Origin of the sequence: Candidatus Methylomicrobium oryzae (genome assembly GCF_016745425.1) — a bacterium.
Taxonomy (GTDB): Bacteria; Pseudomonadota; Gammaproteobacteria; order Methylococcales; family Methylomonadaceae; genus Methylomicrobium; species Methylomicrobium oryzae.
Genome location: NZ_JAERVK010000012.1, coordinates 87,736 through 103,100, shown reverse-complemented (window position 1 = coordinate 103,100; position 15,365 = coordinate 87,736). Strand labels below are relative to the sequence as shown.

Sequence of the window (15,365 nt, the reverse complement as noted above, 5' to 3'; positions counted from 1 at the left end):
GGCCGTACATTCGAACCGAAAATACTCTAAAAGATCAGCCAGCCGTTCAGGAACAGGGTGTTGTTGCTGCTCGCGTTTCTTGTCGAGCCGTCATAATTGGACTGCGAGCCGTCGAACTTGGTGTAAGCGGTGTACTGCAAGGCGAAACGCAGGTTCAGCCACGGCGCCAAGGGCGAGTCGGACTTCCCGAAAGGCACATAATCCAATTCGGCGATGAAACCTTCGCTGTTGGGTTTGCGGGCGATATTGTCCGCGTAAAGCAGCGGGTCGTACGAGCCGGTCGTCCGGAAATAGCCCAAATTGACGCTGTAGGTTTGATCGTAGGTATAGGAAGCGTTCGAATGCAGCGAAAACAGCCGGTTGTTCGTATTTGCGGCGTTGCCGCCCAGCAAAAATCCGGAACCGAACTTTTGATCTTCGCGAATATAGGAGGCCTTGTATTCGAAGATATGTTTCGCGGAACCCAGAAATTGATAGTTCGCATCGACGCCCAGGTCCGAATATTCGTTCAGGCCCAGGGAGTGGTCGCGTCCGGGCACGATATTCGCGCGCAAACCGAAGGTTCCGACGGAAAAGTAATGCCCGCCAAGCTGATGCTGCAGAGCGATCCGCCAGTAAGGCGCGCCGCCGTCGATTTTATCCGCGGTCGCGGATTCCGAAATGCCGACATTGCGCTGAAATTGCGTCGAAAAGGAAGCATAGGCGCCCGCTTCCAGATAGAGCAAATCGTTCCACATCATATAGGCCGTCGCGCCGCCCGCGTTTTGCGCCAAGCCGCCTTCGATCAGGGTGGAGGCGCCGGGCGTATTGGTCAGCTCGGACGAAGCGTAGGGATAGCCCCACACCGGGGTGGTATTCCACAGATCCTGTACGGTCGGGCTGTTGTTGAACGATACCCCGTAAACGAAGTCGTGGTTGCCCAATTGCGTCCGGTCCGCCAGCCGGATATCGGTGTTGTCCAGTTCGAGAATGTCTTCGATGCCGTTGTAGGTCAACTGGACGAAGGCGCCCAGTTTGGAGTACACCTTGCCCGCATAGAACAGGCTGGCCTCGTCGAAAGACCCGTTGTTGTTCGTGTTGTAGCCGGGGGCCGGTGCTTCGGGCAGTTTGTTGTCGAGATGCGTGAACGAGCCGACGATCATCGCGCTGATCGGCGGCAGTTTGGCATTGGAATCCGAACCGGTACTCATCGTATAGCCGCCCAGTTTGAAACTACGCCCCAGCGGAGTCAGATTCGGGCCGAACGACTGGGTATGACAGCCCGAGCACGAGATTCCGGTTTGGCGCGCAAAACTGGGCACCGCCGCGGCTTCATCCATCATGAAGAGCGAGAGTGCGGTCCAAAATAATCCCGTCAGAAATAGAGATTTCATTTTATCGAAACCGAAGCTTCCCTCCGGTAATCCGGTTATTTCAACCATAAGTCCCCCATTATTTTTGTATGTTTTTTTCAATGAACAATAAAAGCGATGAGGAAGTGGATCGGAAAATCGCGACAAGGCATTGGAGCGCTAACCGCTTTCCGGCCGATCGAGGAAATTTCGCTTCCGTCATCGCGGCAGCACCGACGGTAAGCCAAACATGGATGTACCATCCCTCTCCGTCGACAAACCCATCGGTTCTCGCACTAATCCAAAAATAATGCCAAGTTTTGGGCCGTTAGTGAGTTAATATAAGCTTTTGTTAAAACAGTTATTTTCCCTGCGAAAAGCAAGGGATTTGGGATGAGGCGATGGGGCGGCGGTTTATATAAACCGGAAGCAGGGGCGATATACACCGTTTGCCGGATAGCGTGTGGCGGCTCGAATGAACCGGAGGAAGAGGGCGGTTTTCGATTCTATAGGTAGCTCAGCCAGACAAGATGCGGGTACCGGCGTTTGATTCGGACGAAAGCATAACAGCAGGGATACAGCAGCAACAGCACTGCCAGCCAGACCCCGTAAACCACCGGCAAGTCGTAGCCGAATTCGGGGGACGGAATCTCGGGGTACGGCGTTGCGGCGGAACCGGTCATCAGCCAGTTAATTGGCAGTTGCCGGTAGCGGGTGACGGCCAGCGCCGCGCCATGGATCAGATAGATGTGCAGCAGGTAAAAAAATAACGGCGCCTTGCCGACGGTCAGCAACGGGCGCCGGATGAGTTCCAGCTTTAGCCCTTCGAAGAGCGACAGTCCGATAAACATCAGACCTGCCGTTACCAGTAAATACAACAGCGAGGGCGGGTATTTTTCGAAATTGAGGATCGAAAACAGCGTAAACAGCGCATTTTTTTGCGGCGCCCAGGCATGGGGGTCGCCGTAGAAGTTGCCGAGGCGCAGCGATAGAAACAAGGCGAGACATAAAAGGCCCAGGCGGAACAGCACGGGTTTCCTGTTCGGTTCGAGAAACAGCGGTCCCAGGCAATAGCCCGCCGCCATCACGCCGATCCAGGGAATCAGCGGATAAAGCGAATCGAAGGAACGGCCGGGCCAGAATTCGAAGGTGCCCGGTTCGTGCAGGAGTATCCACAGCCAGCGGGGAAGGGGGCTATTGCCGGCATGGATCCCGTCGAAGGCATTATGGCCGGCGATCAGCAGTACCGCGAACAGCGCAATGGCCCGGCGCGGCAGAAAAACCAGCGCGGCCAGCGCCAGCATCGACCAGCCCAGCGCCCAGATCACCTGGCCGAGCGCGTAACTGTAATCCCAGTTGAACGTCCAGCCGAAACGCACCAGCGTCAATTCCAATACGATCAGCCATAACCCGCGGCTGGCCAGATAAGCGGAAAGGTGCCTTTGCGTCAGATTTTTGCGGGACGTCGATAAAAACGCGCCGGCGCCGGCCAGCAGCATGAAGGTGGGCGCACACAGATGCGTGATCCAGCGCGTCAAAAAATAGGCGGCATCGGTCCGGCTCAGATCGACCGGATTGAACATCGCGTTCGAGAAATAATCGCGGGTATGGTCCAGCGCCATCAGAACCATCACAAGTCCGCGCATCATGTCGATCGATTCCAGGCGTTGCAGTGTAGGCTTCATTCGGAGGACCTTTCAATCAGCGGAGCAAAAAGGCAAACCTTCCGTGGCATTAAAATGCGGATTAAGCGCTGCGTCAGCTCCCATCAATTATATACAGAGCAAATCCCCCCTGCCCCCTTTTTCAAAGGGGGGGGATGTCTCCAACGTACTCGCTCTCTTTTCAAAAAGGGGATATCCGTTTTGGTCAAAGGGGGAATGCCGTTTTGGCCATTGTTGAAGCGACGCCTGCCCTCGCCCCTTTGACAATGCCGCTTTCCGCCTTTGAAAAAGGGGGAGCATTGACCACATCGACAACCAATAACGTTTGACAATGCTGCCGCTTTCCCCCCCTTTGAAAAAGGGGGGCAGGGGGGATTTTATTAGGCTGCTTTCACAGCGTAACAGCCTTTAGCTCTTAATCCGTATTGAATTTCGCCGATTATAACTCGCCTGTTTCAAAAAAGCGTTCGCCCCGAGTTCTCGGGACGGTCAAACAAGGCGTTTTGGCCGGGAGAGGGCTCTCGGCCGGATCATGCCGGTTTGACCGCACTGACCAGCGCATTCACGCCGTTCCGAAAATGCAGGCGCGTGTTTGCGAAACCGGTGTCGGCCATCATGTCCAGCGCAGGCTTCAGGCGCATGATGTGCTCTTCGGACTCGTCGCTGAACAGATGGATGACCCATTGCTCCAGTAGATCCGGCCTCTTGAGTTCGGTAAACACCCGGAAATAATGCCTGACCTCTTCCTGAGTGCTTTTGAGATGCTCGGCCGCATCGTCGAGCGCGTAACGGTCGCCGTTCACGAACAGGCCGCCGGGCTTCAGTACGCGCAGGATTTCTTTCAGCACGTTTTGCCGGTAGCCGTGCAAAAAATTGTGCAGCGTGTATGCGCTGGCGACGACATCAATCGAGGCATCCGGCATTTCCCGCAAGTGCGACAGCGCATCGCGCTCGATCAGCCGCAGCCGTTTTGCGGCCAGCGCCGCAGTCAGGTTATGCCGCGCCTGAGTCTGCATCGCGGGTGCATTATCGACGCTTTCGATAAGGGTATCCTGACGGCTGGCCAGCAGGCAGGCGGTAGTGATGCCGGTGCCCGAGCCGATTTCGAGCAGATTCAGCGAGGCCGCAGGGTAAGGCGGCGCCCAGCCGCCGACGTATTCGCCTACCCGGCGGCTTATTTCCGCCGCGGGCGGGCAAATCACCGCCAGCATCCCGTATTCTTCCGCAAGCGGTCCCTCGAATAAAAGCTCTGCGGCGTGTTTCGGATTCATCGTATTCATTAAGTTACAAAATGAGGGAAATTACTGGACAAGCAAGCCGTTGTCAAACGGGCGCAGGCGGCGCCGGCGCATTTGGCCCGCTTTCGGCAAGTCCTTCAGTATCCGCCCGCGCAGAGAAAAATCCGGAATCATTGAAGCATGCCGTGAAGGTGTGGTATACAGGGCGGCTGGCAACGTTCGGGGAGGGCTATTGATGAAATGATGACGAATACGAATGCCGCGATCTCGACGAATAACGATAAATGCAAGGGAGATCGCCAAATGACTGTCGGAACGAAAGGTTGTCGAAAAACTCTGCTGATCGGTGCGCTTCGGACGCCCTGAAAATCCTGAGGCCGAATATAGCTGGAATCGCGAATCCGGGGAGCAGGGAAGCGGGCACGGTGTTTCGATAGTTTGTCTGTCCGGACGGATACTTACACGTGTGCGGGCGTCCAAGAATAAAAAATAAATGCCCCAATCCGCTGCACATGAACACTCTTTTGAATGAGGAAATAATTATGCAAGAATTCTTACCCGTCGTAAAAGCCACTTTGCTGGAGTGGGCACAACTTGCGCTCGGCAACCCGTTGTTTGCCGCGGCCTTGGTACTCGCCACCGCGCTGCTGGCCTCCATCGTCGGCATGATCAGGAGGGCGCCGCTCAAAAGAAGGGCGGCCGCCGGCGAGAAGGCGCGCGCCGAGCTGGCGGGCCAGCTTTCGATGACGCAGCAACAGGCCGCCGGCCTGCAGGAGCGCCTCGTGTTGCGCAATCAGCAGATTTCCGGCACGGTTCAGACGCTGGCGGCCGGTTTCGATGTGGGCGAACAGCCTTTGCCCGCGGTCAGCGAAGATCTGGCGTCCGAGGAGCTGTGGCAGCAGCATGACAGGGTGGTTACCCAACTGGCGAACGCTTTGCGCGCCGAGCGGCAGGCCAAAGCCGAGCTGCAGCAATCCTATCAAGCCGAGAAGGAGCGGCGCGCCGAAAAAGAAGCGGCCGTCGATAATCTGCAGAATACGCTGACCGAGAAAGCGCTTCAGATCACCGGCCTGGAACAGCAGGTCGCCGAAATTCTCGAAAAACATACCGCCCAATCGGCGCGGCTCACGGAACTCGAACGGCAGCGCCTGGAGTGGAACGATACGGAAAAACAACGGCAACAGCTGGCGGAAAAGCTGGCGGCGGCGGAAGCCGAACTGGGCCGGCTGCAAAAAGCGGTAGAAACCCGCCAGGGAGCCGAACCGGCGCCGGCGCCAATTCATCCTGAGCCCGTTGCGGAAGCCGAGCCGGGTCTGCCGGAAATGCATCCCGAGCCGGTCCAAGCGGCTGCGCCCGCGCCGGTCGAAGCGATCATTCCCCGGGCGCCTGCGGAGCCCGCGGCATTTGCCCCGGCTCCCCGGCCTAAGGCAGCCGAAGCCGCCGTGATCCCGACTCCGGCGGCGATCGAGCAGGCGGCAGGGGTGCAGGATCAGCCGCAAGCGATCGTGCTGCCGGACTGGGATTACCAGCCGGAAATAGCCGTTCCGCCAAAGGCGGAAGACGCTGCCTCCAAGGGGCAGGGAGCCGGGTTCGCCGGCAAATTGAAGGGCCTGTTCGGCAAGTCCCAACCGGAATCTAAATCGGAATCCGGCGCGCCCGTCGAAAGAGCCGAGGCAACCCGTTACTCCGCGGCGGAAATTCCGCCCGAAATCCGGCCCGAGCCGCAGTCGCAACCGCAGCCTTCGGCCGGCTCCGCGCAGGAGCCGTTGGGTAAAATGAAGAGCCTGCTGGGATTGTCCAGGCAGAAAGCCGCCGAGGCGAAAGCAGAGCCCGTCGAATCCCGTGCGGCTGAACAGGCTGTGCCGGTATCTCCGGATGCCGCTGAGCCCGATTCCGCGAAAAGCCAGATGAAAAAAATCAAAAATCTGTTCGGAATGGCCAAAGGATAAAGGTAATGGAACCGGCCTTCGCTTTTTCGGGGAAGTTGATCTGCATGGCGGGCCTTATCCGCTGTAAAGCGCGTTGAACGATGTCTTTGCAGCTCACTGCCGCCGATCATAGCCGGGACCGCGCCGGTCTGACCTATATCTATCCGGTTTTGTCCCGGCGCGCCGGCGGGATATCGATCGGCGTCAATTTCAATACGAACAACGCCTGCAACTGGCAGTGCATTTACTGCCAGGTGCCGGATTTGAGGGTCGGCGCCGCGCCGGAACTCGATTTCGGGCTGCTCGAAGCCGAGCTGCGCGGTTTTCTGGAACAGGTCCGGTCCGGGGCGTTTTTCCGCCGCTTTGAGGTTCCGGAGGATCAGCGGACGATTAAGGATATCGCCATTTCGGGAAACGGCGAGCCGACCAGCGTGCCGCGGTTTGCCGAGGCGGTCGAGCTGATCGGCAGGATTGCAACCGAAGCCGGGCTGTTCCCCGCCAGCCGTTATGTGTTGATCACGAACGGCAGCTTAGTGCATCAGCCCAAAGTCCAGGAAGGCCTGAAAGCGCTGAGCCGGTTCGGCGGCGAAGTTTGGTTCAAGCTTGACAGCGCGACGCCAGCGGGCAGGCGACTGATCAACAAGGCCGGGCAAGGTATCGAAGCGAGCCTGAACAATCTGGTTTTGGCGTCCGGCTGCTGCCGGACCAAAGTGCAGATCTGCCTGGTGGACATCGACAGGCAGGGCTTTGCGGAGCAGGAAAGAACCGCGCTGCTGGAGGCGCTGCAGGCCGTCAAAAAGCGCAGCGGAGTACGCGAGATCCTGCTCTATACGATAGCCAGGCCTTCCCTGCAGCCCGAAGCGGGACGCCTTGGCCGAATGCCGGAGCCGGTCATGCGGGCGTTTGCGGAGGCGCTGCGCGCGTTGGGTTTCGAGGTTTCGATCAGCCTCTAGGTCTTGCCCTGGCTGAGAACAAATCGCTCGACATCCTTTGCCGCCAGCGGATCGGCAAAGTGATAGCCTTGTCCGCACTGGCATCCCCAGGATAGAAGCTGCTCGGCCTGTTCTGCGGTTTCGATGCCTTCGGCTGCAACTTTCTTGCCCAATTCGCCCGCCAGCGACAGGATCGACCGCACGATCGCGCTTTTGCGGTCGGATGTGTCGCTAACCGATCGGACCACGCTGCGATCGATTTTGATCGTGTGAACCGACGGATTCTGGAGCAGATTCAGTGAGGCGTTACCCCCGGCTTCGAAATCGTCGAGGTGCAATTGCACACCGAGTTCGCCAAGTTCGGCCAGAATATGGGACGAAACGAGTGGGTCGACGGCGGCAACTTCCTCCGCAATTTCCAGGCACAAATAGCGCGCGTCCAAGCCGGATGCCGCCAATGCCTGGGTCACCTGGTTTCGTAAACTCGGATGCAAAAATTGTGTTTGCGATAAATTGACCGCGACCGACAGGGTGGCATTCGCAGGGCACAATTGTTGCCAGACCCGAAGCTGCCTGCAGGATTCGTGCAGCATCCAGGCGCTGATTTTGACCAAAATGCCGATTTTTTCCGCCAGCGCCCAAAAATCGGCGGGTGCCAAAAGGCCATGCTCGGAATACTGCCAATGCAGCAACGCCTCGAAACCGGACAGCGTTCCGCTGGCGAGTTCTATGATCGGTTGGTAATGAATACGGAATTCATTGCGTTCGATAGCCAAGTTCAAGTCGGCCTCCAACTGCAGCAGCCGTACGGCGTAATTATCCTGAACGGTATTGAACACCCTCAGTTGCCGGTCTCCTTGGGCTTTTGCCTGGCGCAACGCAAAAACAGCGTCGTGCAATATGTCTTCGGTCCGTTGGTAACGCGGTTCGCTCAGGACGATCCCGATACTGGCCGAGATGAACGCTTCCTGTCCTTCGATAATGACTGCTTCGGCTATTTTGTCCAGAATGCGTTGGGCGATACGGACTACGTCCAGCAGGTCATTAATATGGGTGAGCAGAACCATAAATTCATCGCCGCCGACCCGTGCGAGGGTGTCCGCGGCGCGCAGGTTTTCCCTCAGGCGTTGGGCGACGGCGCTCAATACCATGTCGCCGAATACATCCCCGTAGCTATCGATGATGTGCCTGAAACGGTTCAGGTCGATGACGAGCAACGCAAAAGCATAATCGGGATAGCGCTTGGCATGTTCGAAGGCTTGGCTCAACCGGTCGGTCAATAAGATTTCATTGGGCAGGCCGGTCAGTACGTCATGCGCGGCAAAATGGCGTAATTTTTCCTCCACGTATTTGCGGGCGGTCAGTTCGCGAAAAACAATCACTATCCCGGTCACATTGCCGCTTTTATCGCGTATCGGCGCCGCGCTTTTGTCGACAGGAATCTCCATGCCTTCCCGATTGATCAGCGCTGTGTCGGGCGACAGATCGATGATCAGGCCGTTTTCCAGTACGCGTTCCACCAGATTGGCGAGTGGAATTCCCGTCGTCTGGTAAACCAGCCGCAGCACTTCGCCGAAAGGCCGGCCGAGCGCCTCGGGTTGCGGCCAGCCGGTCAGCACTTCAGCCATCCGGTTCATCAGCGTAATTTGGCCGTCGAGGCGAGTCGCAATGACGCCGTCGCCGAGGCTTTCGAGCGTCGTGCCCAGCCAGCGTTCCATTTGCCTGAGCTTCGTTTCGGCGCTGTGCCGGTACAAGGCGATATCGATGGCGATCTGCAGTTCGCGCTCCTCGAAAGGTTTCAGCACATAGCCGTAAGGCTCGGTGATTTTCGCGCGGTTCAGCGTGGCTTCGTCCGAGTGGGCGGTCAGAAACACGACCGGCAGGGCATGCTGCTTGCGGATTTCGTCGGCCGCGGCGATGCCGTCCATTGTGCCGCTCAAGTGAATGTCCATCAGTACCAGGTCGGGCTGCAGCGTGCCGATGCGTTCCAGGGCGGATTCGGCCGACGTGGCGAACTCCGGCACATCGTAGCCCATTCTGCTCAGGGTGCGTTGAATGTCCAGGGCGATGATGACTTCATCCTCGACCACCAGCATGCGTGCTTTAAGCATGGTTACCTTTTTTTTGGGGTATGGAAATGAAAAATACGGTTTCCGGCCGGCGCCGAACCGTCAACTGCCCATTTAACTGCAAGACGAAAGATTGCACCAGATGTAAACCCATGGACAACGGTTTTGCAATTTCCACATCGTCCGGAATGCCTCGGCCGTTGTCGCCGACTTCCAGCATCAGCCTGTCCGGCTTGTCGTTCACCAGTTTGATCCACAGCTCCCACGAAGAAGTGGTGGGCGGCGTAAAGGCGTACTTAAAGCTGTTGGAAACCAATTCGCTGATGATCAATCCGATCGGTACGGTCTGCTCGACATCGAGCTCGACATCGGCGATTTGTATTTTGAGCTGGATCGACGAGGCGGCTTGAACGTATGAGCGGCGGAGCGAGTTGACCAGGCTGGTGATGTATTCGGCCATTTTGATCCGGGCCAGACTGCGGGATTGATATAAATGCTCGTGCGCCAGCGCCATGGAATGGACCCGCTGCTGGCTGTCCAGGAACGCGCTGCGGGCGGCCGGATCGGTGAGGGAATCGGCCTGGAGGCGAAGCAGGCTGGCGATCACTTGCAGATTGTTTTTGACCCGGTGGTGAATTTCTTTCAGCAGTACTTCTTTTTCCCGCAGGGAGGCGACTGCTCGGGACTCGGCAAGCTGGCGTTCGCTCAGTTCGTTTTTGATGCGGGCATTGATGGTTTCGAGTTCTTTGGTGCGAAGTTTTACTTGTTGTTCGAGCATCTGGTTCAGCTCCTGCATTTTTTCTTCCGCGCGCTTTCTTTCGGTAATGTCCTGCATTGCGCCGATCATTCGGCAGGGCTTCCCCCGGTTGTCGCGGAGTACGAATCCGCGGTCAAGTACGCTGGCATAGCTGCCGTCGCTCCGCAGGAAACGGTACTCGTCCTCCCAGTGGTCGAAGGCGGGATTGTCAAGCACCGCGCGCACACTCGCCGCAACGCGCTGCTGATCGTCGGGGTGCACCCGCTCGAGTCCCCATCGGGCCGTCTGGGGGGCATCGACCGCATCCCGCCAGCCGAAGACATCCACGCTCGCCTCGCTCCAGCGTTGCAAGTCGTGCATGATGTCCCAGTCCCAAATGACATCGCGGGTGGCTTTCCAGGCCAGCCGCAAGCGTTCTTCGCTTTCGCGCAAGGCCTCCTCGGCCTGCTTCCAGTCGTGAATGTCGGTATTGCTGCCGACCCATTTGATGACTTGGCCGTCATCGCTCAAAAGCGGCGTTGCCCGGACATTGGTCCATCGCCAGCCGTCGTTTCTGAATTTTATCCGGAATTCCGCGTTGATGTCGTGCCCGGTAGCGACCGCTTCGTGCCATTGCCGTGCGGCGTAATCCCTATCTTCCGGATGGACGGCATTGAGCCAGCCGTAGCCGATCCATTCCTCGAAGGCCTGGCCCGTATAGGCGCGCCAGGACGGGCTGTCCACTGCCACAACGCCATCCGCCTCTGCTTCCCAGACGGCCTGGGCATAAGATTCGACCAGCTTGCGAAAGCGCTCTTCGCTTTCGCGGAGGGCCTCTTGAGCCAGTTTGAAAGGCGTTGTCTCGCGCAGAGAAAGGACCAGGCCGGTTACCGATTCATCCAGGTCGGTAGCCGGCACCAGGCTCCAATCCCAATAAGTGGTCCCGCGCTCCGGCTGATCGGGAAATTCGAACGGTTTATCCTTATAAAACACCGCTTTGCCGGTATCCCGCACCTGGCGGAAGATCGCCTCGTTTTCCGGGTCCGGGTACAAATCGAAATGGTTTTTTCCGAGCAGTTCTTCGGGCTTCATTCCGCAAGTATCGGCATACGATGCATTGACCCAAATGAAGTTGAACTGGGGGTCAAGGTAGACCAGCATTACGTCGGTGGCCTGCATGATGCTGAGCAGCAGGATTTGTTGCTGTTCCAGGGCTTCTTCGGTCAGTTTGCGCCGATGAATGTTGCGGCTGACGGTCGCCCAACCGGAAATCCGGCCTTTTTCGTCGCGGAGGTTGAAGACGTTGCAAAGCATCCAGATTGCCTTGCCGGTTTGAAAATGCCGGAAGCGTATTTCCACTTCGGCGTTTCCCTCCCGCATGACGCGGGGAAAGAACTCATCGGTGACGTAAGCCTGGTCTTCGAGAAAATAATAGTCCTGGACCCGCACGCTGCAGGCAGCGGCTAAATTTTCAAGGCCTACCATCTGCATCCCGGCGGGGTTTACATAGAAGGGCTTGAAGTTCCGGTCGCACATGCCGATGAATTCGGTGCTGCCTTCGGCAAGCGCCACAAAACGATCGCGTTCCGCTTCGGCAAGCTTGCGCCTTGTCACATCGACCAGGGTGACCAACAGCATATTGCCTTGGCGGGTGACGAGCGAACTGCCGTCGACCTGAGCCGTAAATTGGGTTCCGTCCCGTCTTAATCCGATCATTTCGCTGCCTATGCCTTTAATTTTGAGCAGGAGCTTTACGGTGAACGGTTCCTGGTAGGCATAGGGGTGATTCTGCTCCGGATCTTTCAACAACGTTTCGAGCGCACGGCCCTGCAGATGACCCGACTGGTAGCCGAACAGGGTTTCGGACTGCCGATTCGCGAGTCTGACCTTTCCTTCGAGATCGGCCATCAGCAGCCCGTTCGGAGATGCCTGGAAGAGCAGGCGGAAACGTTCTTCGCCTTCCTGCAAAGCGGCGAAGCCGATTTCGCGCTCGGAGTCGGCCTTGTTCAGCAACTTTGCCGCCAGATAAATCATCCCGCTGAACGCCACGATATGAAAAATAATGAAAAGCGCCCAGCCGAAATCGGCGCTGTATAACCCGGAGCGTTGGCCTTTCAGTTGGATCAAGCCGATCGCAAACGGCAGCAGAACGGCAGCCGGCAGGAGATTTCGCGCCATGACGCTGCCGGCAAACGGACTGATCAGCCAAGCCAGGTAGCGTTCGGGGCGCGCGCTGAGAATCCCGACGCCTAGTACGAACAGGGATACGGCCGTGTGAAGCGGGATCGACACATACGGCCGGATTTGATAGAGGGTGGATACGTCATAGGCATGCCCTACCAGCGCGAGAAGCGCGAACAACTGAATTTGTAGCGCTAAAAATGGCGTGATCCAGCGCGCTTCCATATCCAGCGCGACCAGGGCCATGCCGGTCAAAAACAGGCAATAGGCGGCGCTTGGGGAGGGGCGGCCGGGATGCAGCACATCCTCCTCCGCGACTGCGTTTGGAAACAGCCACTGGTCCAGGTCCAAATTGACGTTGCCGAGATATTCCAGCAGGACCAGTCCGCCGAGTACTGCAACTAAAGCGGAAAAGATTTGTCCGAGCATTTGCCGGTGCGAATTCGGGTCGTCCCGGTGCAGCAACCAGAGCGCGGAGCCGGAAAGCAGCAGTCCGACCGCGACCAAAGGCTTCATGGTGGTCGGGTTCGGCCAAATGCTTTTTAGCTCGGCGATGTCGAAAATCCAGCCCATGATTACCAGCAGACTGATCAGTATGACGAACAGGGCAATCCCGTTAGTCAGTCGAGCGGCCGTCGGGGCGAAAGGAAAAACAAAGCGGCTGGAGCAATTCTGCATGATCTTTTCAGGTAGCCGGAGATTCACAAAATTAACTGAAAGCGGCCGCAGCAAACCCTGTTAGCCTTATAGGGCCGGGGGAGAGCGGTTCCGGATTGCAAACCGGTAGCTTACAGGAATTGGGAGGGCTGCGAATGAGGCAGGTTTCCTGTTGCAGCAATGAGATAGGTGCGCGCATTTATTTAAGGGATTGGTTTTTATTAGGGTTTATCCACGGTGAACAAAACTCTTTGACTGAGTAATCCGGGTTTCTATCCCGCCAACTTTAATAACTTTTGTCAGCCGAGGATAGAAATTTTTAGCGCCGGCCGCTGCGCGCTTAAGCCCTCTAATCGAAGCCGCTGCCGCACTTTCGGCGATGCGCCGTGGAGAATATAACTGGCTAACCTTGCCGATATCGGTTAAAATCATCCGTTAATTTTATGTGCGAATGTGGCGGAACTGGTAGACGCGCTGGATTTAGGTTCCAGTGGTAACCCCGTGAGAGTTCGAGTCTCTCCATTCGCACCATTTATTTTCCAAATAAGAAGCAGCCGGTCCAGGTTGACTTTCCGTTCCTTGTTCTTGGCCGCAAGGCGCTCCCAAAAATACATATTCCAAACAATTTGAGGTAAAGAAATGCAGGTTTCTGTCGAAAAGACATCAGAATTAAGCAGAAAAATGATCGTAAGCGTGCCTGAAGCAGTCGTTCAGCAGAAAGTGGCGGAGCGCTTAAAGTCATTGTCGAAAAATGTGAAAATCGATGGATTTCGGCCCGGCAAGGCGCCCCAGCAAGTCATCAACAAATTGTACGGCGAGCGCGTGCGCGGCGAAGTGACCGGCGACCTGATCCAGAGCACGTATTTCGAGGCGCTGTCCAAAGAGCAGCTTAGACCGGCCGGTTATCCCAACATTCAGCCGGCCGATCAGAGCGAAGGTTTCCAATACATCGCCGAATTCGAAGTGTACCCCGAAATTTCGCTCGATGGCGTGAACGGTATGGAAGTCAAGCGGCCGGTCGCCGAAGTGACCGAAAGCGATGTCGATGCAATGATCGAAAAATTGCGGGTGCGGAACAAGACCTGGCAAACGGTCGAGCGTCCGTCACAGGCGCAGGACCGCATCACGATCACCTTTTCCGGCAGCGTCGACGGCGAGAACTTTACCGATGGCAAGGTCGAGAACTATCCGGTCGAGATCGGCGCGGGCCAGATGATTCCAGGCTTCGAGGACAGCCTGATCGGCCTGTCGGGGGGCGAGCAAAAAACCTTTAACGCGACGTTCCCTGAAAATTACGGCAAGGACACGCTGGCCGGCAAAACAGCCGAATTCGAAGTTGAAGCGGTCAAGGTCGAAGAATCCGTATTGCCGGAAATCGATGCCGATTTCATCAAGAAACACGGCATCGAGGACGGCGACATGGTGTCCTTCCGTGAAGATATCCGCAATACGATGGAGCGCCAGCTCGCACAAGCGTTGGCGGCCCGCCTGAAAAACTCGGTGATGGACGCGCTGTACGGCGCGGTTCAGGTCGCGGTTCCGAATACGCTGATCGACGGCGAAATCGAAAATCTGATGGCGCCTTACAAGGAAAACGCGAAGAAAAGAAAGGTTAAGTTCGAAGAGCTGGACTTGCCGAAAGATTTGTTCGAAGAGCAGGCCCGCCGCCGCGTCGCCTTGGGCCTGATTCTGGCCGAAGTGATCGACAAAGGCGAAATCAAGCTGGATGACGCCCGCGTCCGCAATACGATCGAAGAGATGGCGCAAAACTATGAGCAACCGCAGGATGTCATCAACTGGTATTATGCGGACGAAAAGCGGCTCGACGAAGTCAAGAATATGGTGCTGGAAGACCAGGCCGTGGACTGGCTCGTCGCCAAAGCCAAGGTTCAGGACGAAAACCTGAATTTTTACGATTTGATGGACAACCAAGCACGGTAATTTACCCATGTTCAAACCACAGATGATCAATCCTGCAATGACGATCGAAGCGGCGGGCGGCTTGGTGCCGATCGTTGTCGAGCAAACCGCGCGCGGCGAGCGTTCTTTCGACATTTATTCGCGCCTCTTGAAAGAGCGGGTGATTTTCCTGGTCGGCCAGGTCGAAGACTACATGGCCAACCTGGTCGTTGCGCAGCTTTTGTTTCTGGAATCGGAAAACCCGGATAAGGATATTCATTTGTACATTAACTCGCCGGGCGGTTCGGTGACCGCCGGCATGTCGATCTACGACACGATGCAGTTCATCAAACCCGACGTCAGCACGATGTGCATCGGCCAGGCCGCCAGCATGGGTGCGCTGCTCTTGACCGGCGGCGCGAAAGGCAAGCGCTATTGCCTGCCGCATTCCCGGATGATGATTCATCAACCGTTGGGCGGTTTCCAGGGGCAGGCATCGGATATTGCGATTCATGCGAAGGAAATTCTGGGCGTGCGCGATAAACTGAATAAAATCATGGCGCACCACACCGGCCAGCCGATCGAAAAGATTCAAGTCGACACCGACCGGGACAATTTTATGAACGCCGATGACGCGGTCAGTTACGGTCTGGTTGATAAGGTTCTGGCAAGCCGGCTGTAAATCTAGACGAATTTGCTTTGTTTTCCGAAGGTTTCGGGATATTCTTTG

9 protein-coding genes and 1 tRNA gene are annotated in these 15,365 nt (G+C 56.8%); 5 read left to right on the top strand and 5 right to left on the bottom strand.

The window, feature by feature from the left end:
* Positions 1-26: 26 nt before the first annotated feature.
* The 3 genes from JJL52_RS14290 to JJL52_RS14280 all read right to left on the bottom strand — a co-directional run bounded on the left by JJL52_RS14290 (position 27) and on the right by JJL52_RS14280 (position 4,266).
* Complete coding sequence (locus JJL52_RS14290; protein WP_236994265.1) at positions 27-1,373, bottom strand: cytochrome C; 1,347 nt, start codon at positions 1,371-1,373, stop codon at positions 27-29.
* Between the two features lie 464 nt (positions 1,374-1,837).
* Complete coding sequence (locus JJL52_RS14285; protein WP_202053163.1) at positions 1,838-3,016, bottom strand: acetyltransferase domain-containing protein; 1,179 nt, start codon at positions 3,014-3,016, stop codon at positions 1,838-1,840.
* 509 nt (positions 3,017-3,525) lie between these two features.
* Positions 3,526-4,266 (bottom strand): class I SAM-dependent methyltransferase, encoded by a 741-nt coding sequence (locus tag JJL52_RS14280; protein WP_236994264.1) that lies wholly within the window; start codon positions 4,264-4,266, stop codon positions 3,526-3,528.
* A 509-nt stretch (positions 4,267-4,775) separates the two neighbouring features.
* Between JJL52_RS14280 and JJL52_RS14275 the strand changes: the two genes are divergently transcribed.
* Together JJL52_RS14275 and JJL52_RS14270 are read left to right on the top strand one after the other, a co-directional pair.
* A complete protein-coding gene (locus JJL52_RS14275) occupies positions 4,776-6,182 on the top strand; it encodes a hypothetical protein (RefSeq protein ID WP_202053161.1) in 1,407 nt (468 codons plus the stop codon).
* Between the two features lie 80 nt (positions 6,183-6,262).
* A complete protein-coding gene (locus JJL52_RS14270; protein WP_202053160.1) occupies positions 6,263-7,114 on the top strand; it encodes a radical SAM protein in 852 nt (283 codons plus the stop codon).
* Here the strand turns inward: JJL52_RS14270 and JJL52_RS14265 are convergent.
* Positions 7,111-9,204 (bottom strand): putative bifunctional diguanylate cyclase/phosphodiesterase, encoded by a 2,094-nt coding sequence (locus tag JJL52_RS14265; protein WP_202053159.1) that lies wholly within the window; start codon positions 9,202-9,204, stop codon positions 7,111-7,113. The genes JJL52_RS14270 and JJL52_RS14265 overlap by 4 nt on opposite strands.
* Positions 9,197-12,784 (bottom strand): PAS domain S-box protein, encoded by a 3,588-nt coding sequence (locus tag JJL52_RS14260; RefSeq protein WP_202053158.1) that lies wholly within the window; start codon positions 12,782-12,784, stop codon positions 9,197-9,199. Before JJL52_RS14260 ends, JJL52_RS14265 begins: the two co-directional genes overlap by 8 nt.
* A 399-nt stretch (positions 12,785-13,183) precedes the next feature.
* Between JJL52_RS14260 and JJL52_RS14255 the strand changes: the two genes are divergently transcribed.
* From JJL52_RS14255 to clpP, 3 genes are all read left to right on the top strand, one after another.
* Positions 13,184-13,267: transfer RNA gene (locus tag JJL52_RS14255), tRNA-Leu, on the top strand.
* 108 nt (positions 13,268-13,375) lie between these two features.
* Positions 13,376-14,677: a trigger factor gene (tig, locus tag JJL52_RS14250; protein WP_202053157.1), complete on the top strand. Its 1,302-nt coding sequence runs from the start codon at positions 13,376-13,378 to the stop codon at positions 14,675-14,677.
* 7 nt (positions 14,678-14,684) lie between these two features.
* Positions 14,685-15,317: an ATP-dependent Clp endopeptidase proteolytic subunit ClpP gene (gene clpP, locus JJL52_RS14245; protein ID WP_272901742.1), complete on the top strand. Its 633-nt coding sequence runs from the start codon at positions 14,685-14,687 to the stop codon at positions 15,315-15,317.
* Positions 15,318-15,365 lie beyond the last annotated feature (48 nt).

Excerpts from the sequence above, each read along its gene's own strand:
- tig (WP_202053157.1), top strand. The coding sequence starts at position 13,376 with ATGCAGGTTTCTGTCGAAAAGACATCAGAATTAAGCAGAAAAATGATC.
- clpP (WP_272901742.1), top strand. The coding sequence starts at position 14,685 with ATGTTCAAACCACAGATGATCAATCCTGCAATGACGATCGAAGCGGCG.
- JJL52_RS14275 (WP_202053161.1), top strand. The coding sequence starts at position 4,776 with ATGCAAGAATTCTTACCCGTCGTAAAAGCCACTTTGCTGGAGTGGGCA.
- JJL52_RS14270 (WP_202053160.1), top strand. The coding sequence starts at position 6,263 with ATGTCTTTGCAGCTCACTGCCGCCGATCATAGCCGGGACCGCGCCGGT.
- JJL52_RS14290 (WP_236994265.1), bottom strand. The coding sequence starts at position 1,373 with ATGAAATCTCTATTTCTGACGGGATTATTTTGGACCGCACTCTCGCTC.
- JJL52_RS14265 (WP_202053159.1), bottom strand. The coding sequence starts at position 9,204 with ATGCTTAAAGCACGCATGCTGGTGGTCGAGGATGAAGTCATCATCGCC.
- JJL52_RS14285 (WP_202053163.1), bottom strand. The coding sequence starts at position 3,016 with ATGAAGCCTACACTGCAACGCCTGGAATCGATCGACATGATGCGCGGA.
- JJL52_RS14280 (WP_236994264.1), bottom strand. The coding sequence starts at position 4,266 with ATGAATCCGAAACACGCCGCAGAGCTTTTATTCGAGGGACCGCTTGCG.